The sequence below is a fragment of the Brachybacterium phenoliresistens genome (assembly GCF_000576425.1).
GTDB lineage: Bacteria > Actinomycetota > Actinomycetes > Actinomycetales > Dermabacteraceae > Brachybacterium > Brachybacterium phenoliresistens.
Window position 1 is genome coordinate 616456 of sequence record NZ_KK069988.1, and the last position, 17808, is coordinate 634263.

Genomic DNA, 17808 nt, shown 5'->3' on the forward strand with positions numbered 1-17808 from the left:
CGAGATGTCTGAACACGCCCCCATGCCCTCCGACCCCGAGATGACCGACGCGCCCCGCGAGGGCGCCGGCGCCGGCGATGAGGCGCCCCCGGCCGAGGCGGCCCCGGCCGCCCCCGAGCCGACCTTCGACGATCTGCAGCTGCCGCCGGCGCTGCGCAGGGCGGTGGCCGCGCTCGGCTTCGAGCGCCCCTCCCCCATCCAGGAGCAGGCGATCCCGTCCCTGCTCTCCGGCCGCGACGTGATCGGCGTCGCCCAGACGGGCACCGGCAAGACGGCCGCCTTCGGGCTGCCGCTGCTGGCCGCCGTCGACCCGGCCCTGCGCTCGGTGCAGGCCCTGGTGCTGGCCCCCACCCGGGAGCTCGCCATGCAGGTGGCCGACGCGATCACCTCCTTTGCCTCCGCGAGCGAGGGCCTCGAGGTCGTCGCCGTCTACGGCGGCTCGCCCTACCACCCGCAGGAGCGCGCCCTCTCCCGCGGCGCCCAGGTCGTCGTCGGCACCCCCGGCCGCGTGATGGACCACATGCGCCGCGGCAGCCTGCGCCTGGACGGGATCCGCTACGCGGTCCTGGACGAGGCCGACGAGATGCTCCGCATGGGCTTCGCGGAGGACGTCGAGGAGATCCTCTCCCACTCGCCGTCCACCAAGCAGACGGCGCTGTTCTCCGCGACGATGCCGCCGGCGATCCAGAAGGTCGCCGCCGAGCACATGAACGATCCGGTCCGCGTGACCGTGGCCCGCCAGTCCTCGACCGTCTCCTCGGTCACCCAGCGCTACGCCGTGGTGCCCTTCCGTCACAAGGCCGGCGCCCTGGCCCGCGTGCTGGCGGTCTCGGACGCCCAGGCGGCGATCGTGTTCGTGCGCACCCGCGCCGCGGCCGAGGAGGTCGGTGCCGAGCTCATCACCCGCGGGCTCGTGGCCGCCACCATCAGCGGCGACGTCCCCCAGAAGGAGCGCGAGAAGATCGTCGAGCGCCTGCGCGACGGCTCGCTGCAGGTCCTCGTGGCCACCGACGTCGCCGCCCGCGGCCTCGACGTGGACCGCATCGGCCTGGTCGTGAACTTCGACGTCCCCGGCGAGCCGGAGGCGTACGTGCACCGCATCGGCCGCACCGGCCGCGCCGGCCGGACCGGCGAGGCGCTGACCTTCGTCGCCCCGCACGAGCGCCGCAAGCTGCGCGCGATCGAGAAGACCACCCGCCAGACGCTCGAGGAGATGCAGATCCCCTCGCCGCTGGACGTCTCCCGTCACCGCATGCGCTCCCTGCTGGCCTCCGTGCCGGCACGCGCCGAGGCCGGGCGCCTGGACCTGTACCTGACGCTGGTCGACGAGTTCCTCGCGGACTCCGAGCTCGACGCCCGCCAGCTGGCGGCCGTGCTCGGCGCCATGAGCGTCGGCGACGCCGGCCCGCAGAGCGCCGAGGAGGACGAGTTCCGCGGGGCCTCGCTCAAGGGCGGCTCGGACCGCGACGGCGGCGACCGCTCCTCCCGCGGCGACCGTCCCTCCCGCGGCGACCGCCCCGGCGGCGCCGCTCCGGGCCGCGCCGAGAAGGGCTACACCACCTACCGCATCGGCGTCGGCCACAGCCACGGCGCCAAGCCGCCGGCGATCGTCGGCACCATCACCGGCGAGGGCGGGCTGACGGGCAAGGACGTCGGCAAGATCGACATCTTCGGGAGCTTCTCGCTGGTCCAGCTGCGCGGCACGCTGGACGAGGAGCAGCTCGCGCGGGTGGGCCGGGCCAAGATCGCCGGCCGCTCGCTGCGGATCTCGGAGGACCGCGGTCCGCGCACCGGTCCGCGCTCCTCGGGCGACGATCCCCGGGCGCGCTACGACGGCAAGCGGGAGCATCGCGGCGGCGGCCGCCCCGCGCGCTTCGGCCGGGACGACAGCTCGCGTCCCTTCCGCCGCGGTCACCACGACTGACACGTCGGCGCGCTGAGCGCCGCGCGGCCCGGCTCCGCAGGGCCCGGCGCCGCGCGGCTGCCGGCCGCCGGGCCGCGCCTCCCGCGCGGCCCCCGCAGGACGCGGCCCCGCAGGGCACAGCACGAAGGCCCCGCACCGATCGGTGCGGGGCCTTCTCGCGGTGCGGCGAGCTCTCGCTCGGCCGGGCTCAGGCGCCGGGCTGCTGGGACTGCGCCTCGGCGTAGGCCTTGCGGACCTCGTCCATGTCGAGGTTCTGGACCTGGTTGATGAGGTCCTCGAGGGCGCTCTGCGGGAGGGCGCCGGGCTGGGAGAACACCGGGATCCCGTCGCGGTAGGCCACGAGCGTGGGGATCGAGGTGACCCCGTAGCGCATGGCCAGCTCCTGCTGGTCCTCGGTGTCGACCTTGGCGAAGGTGACGTCCGTGTGCTCCTCGGACGCCTGCTCGAAGATGGGGGCGAAGCGCTGGCACGGAACGCACCAGCCGGCCCAGAAGTCGATGAGGACGACGCCGTCCTGGACGGTCTCGTCGTGGTTCGCTGCGGTCAGCGTGGTAGTAGCCATGACGGGAGAACGCCCGCGGCGGCGCCGGCATTCCCGCGCCGCCGCGAGGTGAGTCACCTCACGCCGTCGGCACGACCCGCGCCGTGAGGTCCTCCTCGGGCGGGGTCCAGGACGCCGGGTCGGCCGGGACCTGCTCCCCGCTGCGGAGGTCGCGGACCGCATGCTCGCCGCCCTCCTCTGCGGGGAACCACACGAAGGGGATGCCGCGCCGGTCCGCCACACGGATCTGCTTGCCGAGCTTCGCGGCGCTGGGGGCGACCTCGGTGGGCACCCCCCGCGCGCGCAGCGCCCGGGCGACCGCCTCGCTGCTGCCGCGGGTCTCCTCGGAGGTCACCGACACGAGCACGGCCGAGGGCACGGGGCGGGTGGCGCGGGCGAGGTCCGCGGAGATGAGGCGGGAGACCAGACGGGACAGGCCGATGGACAGGCCCACGCCCGGATAGGTGTGGCGGTTGTCCGCGGCCAGGCGGTCGTACCGTCCGCCCGAGCAGACGGAGCCCAGCGATGCGTGGCCCTCCACGAAGGTCTCGAAGACGGTGCCCGTGTAGTAGTCCAGGCCGCGCGCGATGGAGAGGTCCGCGACGATCGCCCCGGGGACGGCGGCCTGCACGCGCTCCAGCACCGCGGTGAGCTCGGCGATGCCCTGCTCCATCAGCTCGCCGCTGCCGCCGAGGTCGCGGACCGCCTGGGCGAAGGAGCCGTCGGCGCTGCTGATCGCGGCGAAGCCGAGACAGGCATCGGCCTGCTGGTCGCTCACGCCGGCGTCCTGCACGAGCAGGGCGTGGACCGCCTCCCGGCCGATCTTGGGCAGCTTGTCCAGCGCGCGCAGCACGGCCTCGTGGTCCTGGATGCCGATCGAGCGGAAGAAGCCCTCGGAGAGCCGGCGGTTGTTGACGTGGATGGTGAACCCCGGCAGCGGCAGCCGGGCGAGGATCTCCGCCATGACCACCGCGACCTCCGCCTCCACGTGGCCGGGGAGGGAGTCCTGGCCGATGATGTCCAGATCGGCCTGGTAGAACTCGCGGAACCGCCCGTCCTGCGGGCGCTCGCCCCGCCACACCTTCTGGATCTGGTAGCGACGGAAGGGGAAGGAGAGGTCGTTCTGGTGCTCCAGGACGTAGCGCGCCAGCGGCACGGTGAGATCGAAGTGCAGCCCGAGGGTGCGGTCGGGATCGGTGTCCTCGCCCTCCTCGGCGTGGAGCCGCCGCAGGACGTAGACCTCCTTGTCGATCTCGCCCTTGCGCAGCAGCTGGGACATGGGCTCCACCGCGCGCGTCTCGATGCCGGCGAACCCGTGCAGCTCCGCCACATGCCGGAACACGTCGATGACGTGCTGCTCGACCCGCCGCTGGGCGGGGAGCCATTCGGGGAATCCGGACAGGGCGCTGATCTTCGCCACGGAGGTGCTCCTGGGTGCGGGGACTGCTGACCGGACCATTATCGACGATGCCCGCCCGGGGCGTGCACCGCGTCCCCGAGGAGTCCGTCCCTGCGACGGCCAGAGGCCGCACACGCGGAGAGCTGTAGAGTTCCTCCCTGTGGCGCCCGCCCTGCGGCGCCCGCGCCGCATCCATGACGTCGCCTCCGAGCGACAGTGCCCCGCCCTGCAGCGGAACGACCCCGAAGGAGCGCATCGTGAGCGAGTCCCAGACGCCCGCCCCGAAGCCCAGTGCCCGTCCCACGCCGCCCTCCCCCGCGGCTCTCGCCGGCCGCAAGCCGTCGGCGCCGCTCGTCCCCGTGGTGGCCGCCCCGGTCGCCGAGTACGACGAGGAGCAGCTCGCCGCGGCCCGCGCCTTCGGCGAGGTCGCCGAGGACGGCACCGTCAGCGTTCAGGACGGGACCCAGCGCCGCGAGATCGGCACCACCGCCGAGAAGGATCCGGTCGCCGCGCTGGATCCGTTCGCGCGCGCCTACATCGACCTGTCGGTGTTCCTGGACGCGACCGAGCGGACCCTCTCGGCGCCCCGCCACACCCAGGTCGAGCTGAACCGCCTGCTGGAGAACCTGCGCAAGAACCTCAAGGAGCCCAAGGTCGTCGGGGACATCCCCGCCCTGCGGGCCCGCGCCGCCCAGCTGCGCGAGACCGCCAAGGCGAAGATCCAGGAGCTCGAGGCCGAGCGCAACGCCGCCCGCGAGGCCGCGACCGCGGAGCGCACGGCCTTCGTCGAGAGCATCGAATCGCTCGTGGCGACCGATCCGGCGCAGATCTCCTGGCGCAGCGCCGGGGAGACGATGCGGTCGATGGTCGGCACCTGGAAGCAGATGCAGAAGGAGTCCGTCGCGATGGAGCGGTCCGTCGAGGACGCCCTGTGGAAGCGGCTCTCGGCCGCCCGCAGCGCCTTCGACCGGAAGCGCAAGCAGTTCTTCTCCCAGCTGGACGACCAGCACGCCGAGGCGGAGCGGATCAAGAGCGACCTGATCACCCGGGCCGAGGCCATGCAGGACTCGACCGACTGGGGCCCGACGGTCCGCGCCTACCGCGAGCTGATGGACGAGTGGCGGGCCGCGCCGCGCGGCAACCGCCGCAAGGACGATGCGCAGTGGGCGCGCTTCAAGGCCGCCCAGGACCGCTTCTTCGAGGCCCGCAACGCGGATCTCGCCGCCTCGGACGCCGAGCAGCAGGAGAATCTCGTCGTCAAGGAGGCCCTGCTCGAGGAGGCGAAGGCGATCGATCCGAGCGCGGACCTCGACGCGGCCAAGGAGGCCCTGCGCTCGATCCAGGACCGCTGGGAGAGCGCCGGGAAGGTCCCCCGCAGCGCCATGCATCGCCTCGACGACGGCCTGCGCGCCGTCGAGCGCGCGGTGAAGAAGGCCGAGGAGGACGAGTGGCGTCGCACCGACCCGCGCACCAAGGCGCGCGTCGAGGGCGCCTCCTCCCAGCTGCAGGCGGCGATCGCCTCCTACGAGGAGGACCTCGAGACGGCGCGCGCCTCCGGCGACCCCGCCCGGATCGCCGAGGCCGAGGCCGCCCTGGAGGCCCGCAAGGAGTGGCTCGCGGTGATCGAGCGCTCCGCGCGCGACCTGGGCTGAGTCCTCGGGGAGAGCCGCTCCTCCTCCCCAGCAGGCGTCCGTCCACACCCGGGGACGGGCGCCTTGCTGCGTCCGGGCGGGCGCGGCATCCTCGGGTGATGATCTCGCGCGTCGATCCCTCCCCTCCCCCGTCCTCGGCGGCCGCCGAGGACGCCCCCTCGGGACCGGACGGCACGGAGGCGAGCGCCGCCTGCGCCGCCTGGTCCCGTCATGCCGCGGATCTCGCCGCCGGCATGGTCGGGCAGATCCAGCCCTGGCCGGAGAGCCCCGCGACCCGCAGCATGGTGCTGCGCGGCGAGCTCCTGCGCCTGCGCGCGGGGATGTACGTGCCCCCGGTGGCCTGCGCCTCCGCCGTGGATCGGGCGGTCGCCGTCGGCTGCGCGGTCGGGCTCGCGCTGCGCAGCCACCAGGTGATCGCAGGGAGGTCGGCGGCGTGGGTGCTGCTGGGCGGGGACCCTCCGGATCCGATGGAGCTGATCTCCCCCTCCCATCGCACGGTGATCGCCGGGGTCGTGGTCCGCCAGAGCGTGCTGGCCCCGCAGGACGTCGAGATGCTCGGCGGCGCGCCGATCACCGTCCCCGGCCGCACCGCCGTGGACCTGCTGCGCCTGCACGCCCCGCACGTCGCATCCACGGCGATCCGGGGCCTGATCGCCTCCGGCCACCTGGACCTGCGGGAGGTGCGCCGCCGTCTGGACCGGCTGCACGGCGCGCCGTTCACGCGGCGCGCGCAGGAGCTGCTCGACCGGCTGGACCGGCCCGCTCCGGCCCGGACCGCGGGCCGGACCGCGGGCCGGACCGCGGGCCCGTCTGACAGGCCGGGTTCCCCGGGTCAGGCGTGGGCGGTCAGGGAGGCCCGGGCGTCGACCTGCTTGCCGTCGGCCGTGACCCGGTAGACGTCGTAGACGCCCTCGACCCGTCGCACCGTGTTGATCACCGACTGCAGATGCGCCGGATCCGCCAGCTCGAAGGAGAAGTAGGCGGTGGCCAGGCGGTCCTTGTGTGATTGGCAGGAGGCGGCCTGCAGGTTCACGTGCTGCTCGGAGATGGCATGCGCGAGGTCGGTGAGCAGGCGGGGCCGGTCCAGGGCCTCCACCTTCACGTGGACGAGGTAGACGGCCCCGGTGCGCCCGGACCACTGCACGGGCTGGATGCGGTCGGGCTGCTGCTCCTGCAGCTGGGCGACGTTCGTGCAGTCGCGGTGGTGGACGCTGATCCCGGCCCCGCGGGTGACGAAGCCGACGATCGGGTCCCCGGGCACCGGCGCGCAGCACTTGGCGAGCTTGACCCACACGTCGTTCTGGCCGTCGACCACCACGCCCTGGTCGGTCTCGGCGGTGCGCTGCTGGGCCCGCCCCGGCTTGGTCAGCACCTTCGAGGGCAGGGTGACCTCGGCGGCGTCCTCCTCGGTGGCGTCGATCCCGCCGAACAGGGCGCGCAGCCGCTCCACGACGTGCTGGGCGCTCATGTGCCCCTCACCGATGGCCGTGTACAGCCCGTCGACGTCCTTCTGATGGAGGTCGGAGGCGACGGACTGGAGCGTGTCGTGGGTCAGCAGGCGCCGCAGCGGCATGTCCTGCCGGCGCAGCGCCTTGGACAGCTCGTCCTTGCCCTTCTCCAGCGCCTCCTCGCGGCGCTCCTTCGTGAACCACTGGCGGATCTTGTTGCGGGCGCGGGGCGTCTTGACGAAGGCGAGCCAGTCCTGGCTGGGACCGGCATCGGCCGCCTTGGAGGTGTAGACCTCGACGACGTCGCCGGTGGACAGCGCGGACTCCAGGGAGACGAGCCGGCCGTTGACCCGCGCGCCCATGGTGCGATGGCCCACCTCGGTGTGCACCGTGTAGGCGAAGTCGATGGGCGTGGCGCCCTGCGGCAGGGCCAGGACGTCGCCCTTGGGGGTGAAGACGTACACCTCCTGGGAGGCGATCTCGAAGCGCAGCGAGTCCAGGAACTCGCCGGAGTCGGTCGTGTCCTTCTGCCAGTCCATGAGCTGGCGCAGCCACGCCATCTCCTGGTTGCCCGCCCGGGCGGGCTCGGCCTGCCCCGCCTTGGCCTTGTACTTCCAGTGCGCGGCGACGCCGTACTCGGCCCGGCGGTGCATCTCGCGGGTGCGGATCTGCACCTCGACGGGCTTGCCCGTCGGCCCGATGACCGTCGTGTGCAGCGACTGGTAGAGGTTGAACTTCGGCAGGGCGATGTAGTCCTTGAAGCGCCCGGGCAGCGGCGACCAGCGCGCATGGAGGATGCCGAGGACCGCGTAGCAGTCGCGCACCGTGTCCACCAGCACGCGGATGCCCACCAGGTCGTAGATGTCCGCGAAGTCCCGGCCGCGCACGATCATCTTCTGGTAGATCGAGTAGTAGTGCTTGGGCCGGCCCGTGACCTCGGCCTTGATCCGGGCCTTGCGCAGATCGTCGAGGATCTGCGTGGACACCGCGGAGAGGTACTGGTCCCGCGCCGGGGCATGGTGGGCGACCAGGGAGACGATCTCCTCGTACACCTTCGGGTAGAGGACCTGGAAGGAGAGGTCCTCCAGCTCCCACTTCATGGTGTTCAGGCCCAGGCGGTGCGCCAGCGGCGCATAGATCTCCAGGGTCTCCTTCGCCTTGCGCTCGGCCGAGGAGGAGGGGACGTACTTCCAGGTGCGGGCGTTGTGGAGCCGATCGGCGAGCTTGATCAGCAGCACCCGCACGTCGCGGCTCATCGCCACGATCATCTTGCGCACCGTCTCGGCCTGTGCGGCCTCCCCGTAGGTGACCTTGTCGAGCTTGGTCACGCCGTCCACGAGGATCGAGATCTCCTCGCCGAAGTCCCGGCGGAGATCCTCGAGGGAGTAGTCCGTGTCCTCCACGGTGTCGTGCAGCAGCGCCGCGGCGATGACCTCGCGGGGCGCCCCGAGCTCGGCGAGGATCGTGGCCACGGAGACGGGATGCGTGATGTAGGGGTCGCCGCTCTTGCGCAGCTGGCCGCGATGCGCGGTCTCCGCCACCTGGTAGGCGCGCTCGACGAGGCTCAGGTCCTCCTTGGGGCTGACCGCGCCGATCGTCTGCAGCAGGGGCTCGAGGATCGTGTCGGCCGGCGTCGCGCTGCGGGCGCCGAAGAACGGCAGCCGCGACCGGCTGCGCCAGGGCGTGAGCCCGCCCGAGCTCGCTCCTCCGGGGGCAGTGCCCGGCGCGGTGCGCTCCACCTCGTCACGGTCCGACATGGTTCCACCTCCCTGCAGTGGATCCATGCTACGCGTCAGGAGACGGTGCCGGTGACCGCGGTCATCGGCGGGACGCGGTCATCCCTCCAGCGACCACACCGTGCTCACGGGGACGCCCTCGAGCCGGGTGCGGCCCTCGAGAGCGCTCAGCTCGATGAGGAAGGAGGCGCCGAGGACCTCGGCGCCGAGCTCGCGGGCCAGGGCGACCGTCGCGGCCGCCGTCCCGCCGGTGGCGAGGAGGTCGTCGACGACGAGGGTGCGCACCCCCGTCTCCAGGGCGCCCTCGGCGATCTCGACCGTCGCCGTGCCGTACTCCAGGTCGTAGGTGCGGCTGCGCGGGGTGCCGGGCAGCTTCCCGGCCTTGCGCACGGGCACGAAGCCGGCGCCGATCTCGTACGCCAGCGGGGCGCCGAGGACGAACCCCCGTGCCTCGGTGCCGACGATGACGTCGATTTCCTCGGGGATGATCGAGGCCCAGTGCTCGATGACCCGGCGCAGGGCCCGCGCGTCGCGCAGCAGCGGGGTGATGTCGCGGAAGAGGACGCCGGGCTGGGGGAAGTCCGGGTACTCGGCGATGTGCGTGGACAGCAGGCCCTGGATCTCCTCGGGCGGGTGCGGCGGCGCTGAGGTCATGACTCTCCCTGGTCGGGGGCGGCGTCCGCGAGCGGGCGCGGGGCGAGGTCGCCGACCTCGCCGCGGCTGCGGGACTCCTGGACGGAACGGGTGTGGGCGGCGATGGAGCGCTCGCGGTTGCGCAGGTCCACCAGGATCCCGGGGGCGAGGAAGATCGAGGAGTAGGTGCCGGCGAGGATGCCGACGAACAGCGCCAGCGAGATGTCCTTGAGGGTGCCGGCGCCCAGCACGAAGGCGCCGATCGCCAGGATCGCTCCGACCGGCAGCAGGGCGACCACCGAGGTGTTGATCGAGCGGACCACGGTCTGGTTCGCGGCGCGCTCGACGGCCTCGGCGTAGGTGTGGGCGCGCTGCCCCTGCAGGCCGGCGGTGTTCTCCCGGACCTTGTCGAACACGACGATCGTGTCGTAGAGGGAGTAGCCCAGGATCGTCAGGAAGCCGATCACCGTGGCCGGCGTGATCTCGAAGCCCACCACGCCGTACACGGCCGCGGTCAGCAGCATGTCGTGGACCAGGGCGATCATGGCGGCGATCGAGGTGGTGAGGTTGCGGAAGTACAGCGCCATCACCACGGCCGTGAGGACGATGAACGCGAGCACGCCGCGCAGCATCTTGGTCGTCACGTCCGCGCCCCACACCGGGCCGATGAAGGAGCTGGAGACGTTCTGCGCCGGCACGTCGTAGGCGCCGGCCAGCTCGGAGGCCAGCTGCGCGGTCTCGTCGCTGCTCAGCTCGCTGGTCTGGACGCGCAGGGTGTCCGTCCCGAGCACGGTGATCTTCGGCTCGTTGTCGGGCACGTGCTCGCGCACGACATCCCGGGCGATGGACTGGTCGGCATCGGCGACCCGGGCGATCTGGAACTCCGACCCTCCGGTGAACTCGATGCCGAGGTTCGGGCCGCGCACCAGGGCGATGGCCCCGAGCACGACGATCAGCGCGACCCCGATGAGATACCAGGTGCGGCGGCGGCGGACGATCGGCAGTGCCCGGCGGCCCGCGTGGAGATCGTTGCCGAACTGGGCGAACGCTGCGGTCATCGGTCGTCCTCCGGGTGATCGGCGGGGTCGTCGGCCGGGCGGGGAGGCTCCTCGCCCATCTCCTGGGCGGCCTGCTGCGCCTCGCGCTCGCGGCGGGCCTTGCGCTCGGCGAGGCTCTCGCGGACCGGCGGCTCGGCGTCCTCGCCGCGGCGACGGCGCGCGGAGCGCTCCTGGACGTCGCGGATCCGGCCGCGGCCGGCGTACGCGGGCAGGTCCCTCCCGAGCGCGGCGGGGTCGAGGCCGCTGAGCGGGTGGCCCTTGCCGAAGAAGCGGGTGCGCACCAGGACCTGCAGCAGCGGGTGGGTGAACAGGAAGACCACGAGCAGGTCCAGGAGCGTGGCCAGGCCGAGGGTGAAGGCGAAGCCGCGCACGTTGCCGGTGGACAGGGCGTACAGCACCACGGCGGCGATGAGGTTCACGGCGTCGGAGGCGAGGATCGTCTGCTTGGCGCGGGACCAGCCGTGGTCCACGGCGCTGACGATCCCGCGGCCGTCCCGGATCTCGTCGCGGACGCGCTCGAAGTACACGATGAAGGAGTCGGCGGTGAAGGCGATCGCGACGATCAGGCCGACCACGCCGGCGAGCGAGAGGCGATAGCCGATGTCGGGCACGTTGGACAGGACCGTGAGCGTCCCGTACGCGAGCGTGCCCATGGCCAGCAGCGAGGTCATCGTGACGATCGCCAGCACCCGGTACTGCACGAAGGCATAGCCGATCACCAGGATCAGGCCGATGATCCCGGCGATCAGCCCCTTGCCCAGCTGGTCGGAGCCCAGGGTCGCGGAGATCTGCTGCTCGGAGAGCACGTGGAACTCCAGCGGCAGCGCCCCGAACTTCAGCTGGTTCGCGAGGGTGGTCGCGGTCTCCTGGTCGAAGTTGCCGCGGATGGAGGCGTTGCCGTCCGGGGAGGGCTCCTCCACCACCGGGGCGGAGATGACCTGCCCGTCCAGCATGATCGCGAAGGAGGTGGTCGCGCCCTGCCCGCCGTACAGCGCGTTGCTCATCTCGGAGAACGCGCGGGCGTACTGCGGCTGGAAGGTCATGTTGACCAGGTAGTACCCGGTCGCCTGGCCGGTGGGGTTGGTCTCGCTGCCCACCGTCGCGGAGCGGACCGCGGATCCGGGGACGACCTCGGGTCCCAGCAGGTACTTCACGGTGCCCTGGGGGTCGCAGACCACGACGGGCTCGTCGGCGGGGGCGTCGGCGGCGATCTCCTGCTGCGCGGCGGGGTCGGTGCAGTCGGTCGCGAAGAACGTCTCCTGCATCTCCGGCGTGGCCTGCTCGAGGGCCCAGGGGGCGCTGGAGCCGTCGGCGGTCGCGGGCGCGTTGGCGACGTCCTGGTCCACGAGACCGGAGAAGGTCGCCTGCGCCGGGTCGATGTCGCCGGCGGAGGACTCGGGGCTCTCCCCCTCCGCGCCGCCCGCGTCGGAGGCGCCGCCGGCGTCGGAGGCTCCTCCCCCGTCGGAGGCGCCCGTGCCCTCAGGGGCCGAGGAGCCGATGACCGGGCGGAAGGACATGACGGCGGTCTGCCGCAGGGCCCGCGAGGTCTCCTGGTCCAAGGTCCCGGGGACGTCCACGACGATGTTGCTGCCGCCCTGGACGCTGATCTCCGTCTCCCCCACGCCCATCGCGTTCACGCGCTGGGCGATGATCTGACGGGCCTGCTCCATCGAGTCGCGGTCGATGGGGGCCCCGTCCCGGGAGCTGGCCTGCAGGATGACCTGCGTGCCGCCCTCGAGGTCCAGGGCGAGCTTCGGGGAGGGCTCCCAGCCGCCCTTCCAGGCTCCTGCTCCGATGCCGCCGCCCAGCAGCACCACGATGAGTGCGAGGGCGAGCAGCGCGATACGACGTGCGGGCATGGGGGATGGATCCTTCGCGTCCCGGCGGCTGAGCCGGCGTCAGCGGTCGGTCGAGGGGCGGGAGTTCAGGATGTCGCCGTCGGCGGGACCGTCGTCCTCGGAGCCGTCCGCCGGATCCTCCGCGTCCTCGGACGCGTCCTGCGCGGCCTCGTCCTCGACCTTCATGGCGATCGCCGCACGGGCCCACTTGGTCTGCGCGCCGGACTCGGTCTCGAGGATGACGACGTCGTCGTCCGCCTCGACGATCAGGCCGTAGAAGCCGGAGTGCGTGCGGACCTCGTCGCCCACGCCGAGCTGGTTCACGAGCGCCTGGTGCGCCCGCTGCGCCTTCCGCTGGCGGCTGCTCATGAGCAGCATGGGGATCATCATCACGGCGAAGATGATCAGGAGAAGGAAGATCGGGTCCACAGGAGTCCTTTCGGGGACAGCGGCCGGGCATGGCACGGCCCGCTCGGTCACGTACCCGGCCACTGTACCCGGGCCCGCCTGGGCGAGGACGCAGGCCCCGCGCGGCGGTCGCGCTCAGAACCGCCCCAGCGGCGGGGTGGTGCCGGCCGCGGGCTCCGGCGGGGCCAGGCCCAGATGCTCCCAGGCCATCGGCGTGGCGATGCGGCCGCGGGGGGTGCGGGTGAGGAAGCCCTCGCGCACGAGGTACGGCTCGACCATGGTCTCCACCGTCTCGGTCTCCTCCCCCACGGAGACGGCGAGGGTCGACAGGCCCACCGGGCCGCCCGCGAAGCGGGTGCACAGGGCCGCCAGCACGCCGCGGTCCAGACGGTCCAGCCCTCGCGGGTCCACCTCGTAGACCTCCAGGGCGGCGCGGGCCGCGGCGAGGTCCAGGCGGCCGCTGCCGCGCACCTGCGCCCAGTCGCGCACGCGGCGCAGCAGGCGGTTGGCGATGCGCGGGGTGCCGCGGGAGCGTTCGGCGATCTCGGCGGCGGCGTCGGGGTCCAGGGGCACGTCCAGCCGCAGCGCCGATCGGGTGACGACCTCGTGCAGCTCGGAGGCGCGGTAGTAGTCCAGGTGGCCGACGAAGCCGAAGCGGTCCCGCAGCGGCGCCGGGAGCAGCCCGGCGCGGGTGGTCGCGCCGACGACCGTGAACGGCGGCAGCTCCAGCGGGATCGACGTCGCCCCGACGCCCTTGCCCACCACCACGTCGACCCGGAAGTCCTCCATGGCGATGTAGAGCATCTCCTCGGCGGGGCGGGCCAGGCGATGGACCTCGTCGATGAACAGGACCTCCCCCTCCTCGAGGGAGGACAGGATCGCCGCGAGGTCCCCGGCGTGCTGGATCGCGGGCCCGGAGGTGATGCGCAGGGCCGCGCCGATCTCCCCCGCGATGATCATGGCCAGGGTGGTCTTGCCCAGTCCCGGCGGACCGGACAGCAGCACGTGCTCGGGCGGGCGTCCGCGCGCGGTCGCCGCCTCCAGGACGAGGGAGAGCTGATCGCGCACGACCTGCTGGCCGACGAACTCGGCCAGGCGCCGCGGGCGCAGCGCCGCCTCCGCGGCGCGCTCGAGGGCGCCGGAGTCCGGGCTGGTCACCGGACCGGACTCCTCCTCTCCGCCCGCGTCGACGGAGCCTCCGGCCTCCCCCAGGGGGCTCATCGGCTGCCTCCGAGGCCGCGCAGCGCCGTGCGCAGGAGGACCGCGGGGTCGCTCTCGCCCTCGGCGGCCGCCGTCGCGACGGCATCGGCGGCGGACTTCTCGGCCCAGCCCAGCCCGACCAGCGCCTGCACCACGTCGGCCTGCGGCCCGCGCAGGACCGAGGCCTCCTCCGGGCTCGCGGGGACGTCGGCCGGCGACGGCGCGGCCGAAGTGGGCGCTCCGATCTTGTCCTTGAGCTCGAGGATCATGCGCTGCGCCCCCTTCGGGCCGATGCCCGGGGTGCGGGTGATGGCCTTCGCGTCCTCCGCGGCGACGGCGCGGCGCAGATCGTCCGGAGCCATCACACTGAGCAGGGCCAGCGCGGTGCGGGGACCGACGCCGGAGACGGACTGGACGATGCGGAAGATCTCCGCCTCCTCGCGCTGCGGGAAGCCGAACAGGGTCAGCGAGTCCTCCCGCACGACGAGCTCGGTATGGAGCGTCAGCTCGGCGTCGTGGCGGGTCACCGCGAGGGACTGCGCGGTGGTGTGGACGAGGTAGCCCACGCCGTGGACCTCGAGGACGAGGGAATCGAGGCCGATGTGGCTCACGCGGCCGGTGAGAGTGGAGATCACGGGACCACCCTAGAACATGCGTTCGATCAGAAGCGGGAGGTGGAGGATTCGCGCGCCCGGCGCGCCGCCCGCTCGGCCTCGGCCCAGCGGGACTGGGCGGAGGTGCGGGCCCCGCCGGTGGCATCCAGGCGCACCGGGCCGGGCCCCCGCCAGAGCTGGGTCAGCGCGATGGCGATGGCATCGGCCGCATCGGCGGGCCGGGGTGCCTCGGAGAGGCCGAGGATCTTCACCAGGACCGTCTGGATCTGCTTCTTGTCGGCCCGGCCGCTGCCGGTGACGGCGGCCTTCACCTCGGAGGGGGTGTGCATCGCGATCCGGATCCCCCGCTGGGCGGCCAGCAGGATCGCCACCCCGGAGACCTGGGCGGTGCCCATCACCGTGGAGGTGTTGTTCTGGCTGAACACCCGCTCGATGGCGACCACGTCGGGCGCATGCTCCTCGAGCTTCGCCTCGAGGCCGCGGGAGATGGCCAGCAGACGCAGGTCGATCGTGTCCTCGGGCGCGCTGCGGACCACGCCCACGTCCACCAGGCTCGCCCCCCGGCCGCGGCCGGCGTCCAGGACGCCGTAGCCGCAGCGGGTCAGGCCCGGGTCGACCCCGAGCACGCGCAGGCTCATCGCGGCCTGCGCGCGCTCGGGGCCGTCCGGGCGCCGGGGATCATTCGTCGTCGGCCAGCTGGGCGGCGACGTCGTCGGGGATGTCGAGGTTGGAGTAGACGTTCTGGACGTCGTCGCTGTCCTCGAGCGCGTCGATCAGCCGCAGCACCTTGCGCGCGCCGTCGAGATCGACCTCGGTGCGGATGTTCGGCACGAACTGCGCCTCGGCGCTGTCGTAGTCGATGCCCGCATCCTGCAGCGCGGTGCGCACGGCGACCACGTCGGAGGCCTCGGAGATGATCTCGAAGGACTCGCCCTCGTCGTTGATCTCCTCGGCGCCGGCGTCGAGGACCACCTCGAGCAGGTCGTCCTCGGTGTGCTCGCCCTTGGGCAGGGACACCACGCCCTTGCGGTTGAACATGTAGGACACCGAGCCGGAGTCCGCCATGTTCCCGCCGCCGCGGGAGAACGCCAGGCGCACCTCGGAGACGGCGCGGTTCTTGTTGTCGGTCAGGCATTCGACCAGCAGCGCGACGCCGCCGGGGGCGTAGCCCTCGTACATGAGCGTCTGGTAGTCGACCCCGCCGCCGTCCAGGCCGCCGCCGCGCTTGACGGCGCGCTCGATGTTGTCGTTGGGGACGGAGGTCTTCTTCGCCTTCTGGATCGCATCGAAGAGGGTCGGGTTGCCGGCCGGGTCGGGGCCGCCCGTGCGCGCCGCCACCTCGATGTTCTTGATCAGCTTGGCGAAGAGCTTGCCGCGCTTGGCATCGATGGCGGCCTTCTTGTGCTTGGTCGTCGCCCATTTGGAGTGACCCGACATGTGTCTCCTCGGAAGATCGCTGCGTCCTGCTGTGCCGGACCATTGTACGGGCCGCGGCGCCAGGGCATGGCAGGCGCTCAGGCCGAGGGGGCGTCCGTCCGCACCACGGGCCGGGTCACGGCCGCGATGAGGCGGCGGTCGGCGGTGATGCGCTCGAGCAGCCGCCGCTCGTGCAGGCGCGTCTTCGCGCTCGGCTTCCCGTGCAGCACTCCGTGGCGGTCCAGGGCCAGGGCCACCGCCGCGAGGATCAGGTCGCGCATCGCGGTGCGGGCCACGGCCCCGCCGTGCTGCGCGGCCCACTTCTCGGCGCGGCGGCGACGGCGCATCGACACCAGCATCTCGACCTCCTGCGGAGCGAACCATCCGGCGCGCCCGTAGGCGGACAGCTGGCGCCGGACGATCCCGTGCTCGCGCCACCGCAGCCAGAGGACCATCGCGGCGAGCACCAGGAAGATCGGCACCTGCACGGTGAGGTAGTACTGGAGGAAGCTGCGCAGCGGGTTCTCCGGATCCATGTCCAGCAGGAAGGTCGCGCCGTTCCACAGGGCGTGCAGGCACATGCCCAGGCTCAGCCCGCCGATCCCGAGCCCGAAGTAGAGCATGAGCGAGCGGCGCTCGGCGGCGATGCCCAGGCCCAGCCCGCACAGGGCGGTGAAGCACACGTGGGCGAAGGGCGAGAGCAGCCCGCGCAGCAGGAACGTCTGCCAGAAGACGGCGGCCTCCCCGGCGGCCTGCGCCTCGTGGAAGGAGCGGCCGAAGTAGAGGATGTTCTCGGTGAAGGCGAAGCCCCCGGCGATCAGCGCCGCGTAGACGAGGCCGTCGATCGGCCCGCCGATGAACCGCCGCCCCCAGCACAGCAGGGCGATCAGCCCGGCGGACTTCGTGGCCTCCTCGACGACCGGCGCCTGGATCACCGCGCCGAGGAACTCCGCGGTCGCCTGCTGCGAATCCGCCGGGGTGATGAGGAAGGTGAAGGCCCCGCCGATGACGAAGGTCAGGCCCACCGAGCCGGCCGCGCCCCAGATGAAGGCGTACACCAGCGTGATCCGCGGCTGCGGCGTGTAGCGGTCGATCCACCACACGGCCAGGAACACGATCGCCACCGGCACGAGCGCCGCGGTGAAGGCGACCAGCGAGGTGCCGAAGCCGAGCGGGCGGATGGTGAAGAAGTAGACGCCGACGAAGACCAGCAGCAGCATCAGGATCGCCACGCCCCAGATGATGCGCGGGATCCACCGGTTGGGCTGCTTCACGGGCCCTTCCGCGCCGGCGCCCAGGCGCGCGGGCGCCAGCGGGTCCGTGCGGGGCACGTCGTAGGCGTATCCGCCGCCGAGGGTGCTCGTGGCCATCTGATCCTCCGCTGTCGGGTGCCGGAACGGCGCGGTCATCGTAGCAACCGCGCCGGTCAGGGCCCGGCCGGGGCGGGCCAGGCGGCGGCGAGCGCATGCCGCGTGTCCGCCAGCAGGATCGGCAGCGCCTTGGTGCGGCCGATGATCGGCAGGAAGTTCGTATCGCCCATCCACCGCGGCACGACGTGCTGGTGCAGGTGGGCGGCGATCCCCGCCCCGGCGACCTCGCCCTGGTTCATGCCCAGGTTGAAGCCCGCCGGGGCGGAGACCTCCCGCACCACCCGCATGGCGGTGCGGGTGAGCTCGGCGACCTCGTGGACCTCCTCCACCGTGAGATCGGTGTAGTCCGCGACGTGCCGGTAGGGGCACACCATGAGATGGCCCGTGTTGTACGGGAACAGGTTCAGGATGACGAAGGACTGCTCGCCGCGGTGGACGATCAGGGACTCCTCGTCGGTGCGCGCCGGCGCGAGGCAGAACGGGCACTGGTGGACGTCGCCCGGGTCGTCGGGCTTCGCCTCCCCGGAGATGTACGCCATCCGATGGGGCGTCCACAGCCGCTGCATCCCGT

The 17808-nt window shown here is 72.8% G+C and carries 16 protein-coding genes; 3 read left to right on the top strand and 13 right to left on the bottom strand.

What is annotated here, in order from left to right; translation table 11 throughout:
- Positions 1-4 precede the first annotated feature (4 nt).
- Positions 5-1924: a DEAD/DEAH box helicase gene (locus BF93_RS02815; RefSeq protein ID WP_038370358.1), complete on the top strand. Its 1920-nt coding sequence runs from the start codon at positions 5-7 to the stop codon at positions 1922-1924.
- Positions 1925-2111: 187 nt separating this feature from the next.
- Here the strand turns inward: BF93_RS02815 and trxA are convergent, their stop codons facing one another.
- Entirely contained in the window at positions 2112-2486 is a 375-nt protein-coding gene (gene trxA, locus BF93_RS02820; protein ID WP_038370359.1) for a thioredoxin, read from the bottom strand.
- 58 nt (positions 2487-2544) lie between these two features.
- Positions 2545-3885 carry a histidine--tRNA ligase gene (hisS, locus tag BF93_RS02825; RefSeq protein ID WP_038370360.1) on the bottom strand — a complete coding sequence of 447 codons (1341 nt, stop codon included), beginning with the start codon at positions 3883-3885 and terminating at the stop codon, positions 2545-2547.
- 236 nt (positions 3886-4121) lie between these two features.
- Between hisS and BF93_RS02830 the strand changes: the two genes are divergently transcribed.
- A complete protein-coding gene (locus BF93_RS02830; RefSeq protein WP_232226161.1) occupies positions 4122-5516 on the top strand; it encodes a DUF349 domain-containing protein in 1395 nt (464 codons plus the stop codon).
- A gap of 98 nt (positions 5517-5614) precedes the next feature.
- Positions 5615-6412, top strand: a complete 798-nt coding sequence (locus BF93_RS19490) for a hypothetical protein (protein WP_051486433.1) — start codon at positions 5615-5617, stop codon at positions 6410-6412.
- On the opposite strand, the gene BF93_RS02840 is transcribed toward BF93_RS19490, so the two are convergent.
- The 11 genes from BF93_RS02840 to BF93_RS02890 form a co-directional block, all read right to left on the bottom strand.
- Positions 6349-8721: a RelA/SpoT family protein gene (locus BF93_RS02840; protein ID WP_051486434.1), complete on the bottom strand. Its 2373-nt coding sequence runs from the start codon at positions 8719-8721 to the stop codon at positions 6349-6351. The genes BF93_RS19490 and BF93_RS02840 overlap by 64 nt on opposite strands.
- A gap of 78 nt (positions 8722-8799) precedes the next feature.
- Complete coding sequence (locus BF93_RS02845) at positions 8800-9354, bottom strand: adenine phosphoribosyltransferase (protein WP_038370361.1); 555 nt, start codon at positions 9352-9354, stop codon at positions 8800-8802.
- Positions 9351-10391, bottom strand: a complete 1041-nt coding sequence (secF, locus tag BF93_RS02850; protein ID WP_038370362.1) for a protein translocase subunit SecF — start codon at positions 10389-10391, stop codon at positions 9351-9353. Before secF ends, BF93_RS02845 begins: the two co-directional genes overlap by 4 nt.
- On the bottom strand, positions 10388-12250 hold the full coding sequence (gene secD / locus BF93_RS02855) for a protein translocase subunit SecD (RefSeq protein WP_038370364.1): 1863 nt from the start codon (positions 12248-12250) through the stop codon (positions 10388-10390). The genes secF and secD overlap by 4 nt, the downstream gene beginning before the upstream one ends.
- A gap of 39 nt (positions 12251-12289) precedes the next feature.
- Entirely contained in the window at positions 12290-12658 is a 369-nt protein-coding gene (gene yajC, locus BF93_RS02860) for a preprotein translocase subunit YajC (protein ID WP_038370366.1), read from the bottom strand.
- 114 nt (positions 12659-12772) lie between these two features.
- Positions 12773-13858, bottom strand: coding sequence for a Holliday junction branch migration DNA helicase RuvB (ruvB, locus tag BF93_RS02865; RefSeq protein WP_038370368.1), 1086 nt, complete (start codon positions 13856-13858; stop codon positions 12773-12775).
- Complete coding sequence (gene ruvA, locus BF93_RS02870) at positions 13855-14472, bottom strand: Holliday junction branch migration protein RuvA (RefSeq protein WP_038370369.1); 618 nt, start codon at positions 14470-14472, stop codon at positions 13855-13857. The genes ruvB and ruvA overlap by 4 nt, the downstream gene beginning before the upstream one ends.
- 26 nt (positions 14473-14498) lie before the next feature.
- Positions 14499-15089: a crossover junction endodeoxyribonuclease RuvC gene (gene ruvC, locus BF93_RS02875; protein ID WP_038370371.1), complete on the bottom strand. Its 591-nt coding sequence runs from the start codon at positions 15087-15089 to the stop codon at positions 14499-14501.
- A 40-nt stretch (positions 15090-15129) separates the two neighbouring features.
- Positions 15130-15888 carry a YebC/PmpR family DNA-binding transcriptional regulator gene (locus BF93_RS02880; protein ID WP_038370373.1) on the bottom strand — a complete coding sequence of 253 codons (759 nt, stop codon included), beginning with the start codon at positions 15886-15888 and terminating at the stop codon, positions 15130-15132.
- Positions 15889-15965: 77 nt separating this feature from the next.
- Positions 15966-17237, bottom strand: coding sequence for a PrsW family intramembrane metalloprotease (locus tag BF93_RS02885; protein WP_038370374.1), 1272 nt, complete (start codon positions 17235-17237; stop codon positions 15966-15968).
- A gap of 56 nt (positions 17238-17293) precedes the next feature.
- Positions 17294-17803 carry an HIT family protein gene (locus BF93_RS02890; RefSeq protein WP_084148216.1) on the bottom strand — a complete coding sequence of 170 codons (510 nt, stop codon included), beginning with the start codon at positions 17801-17803 and terminating at the stop codon, positions 17294-17296.
- Positions 17804-17808 lie beyond the last annotated feature (5 nt).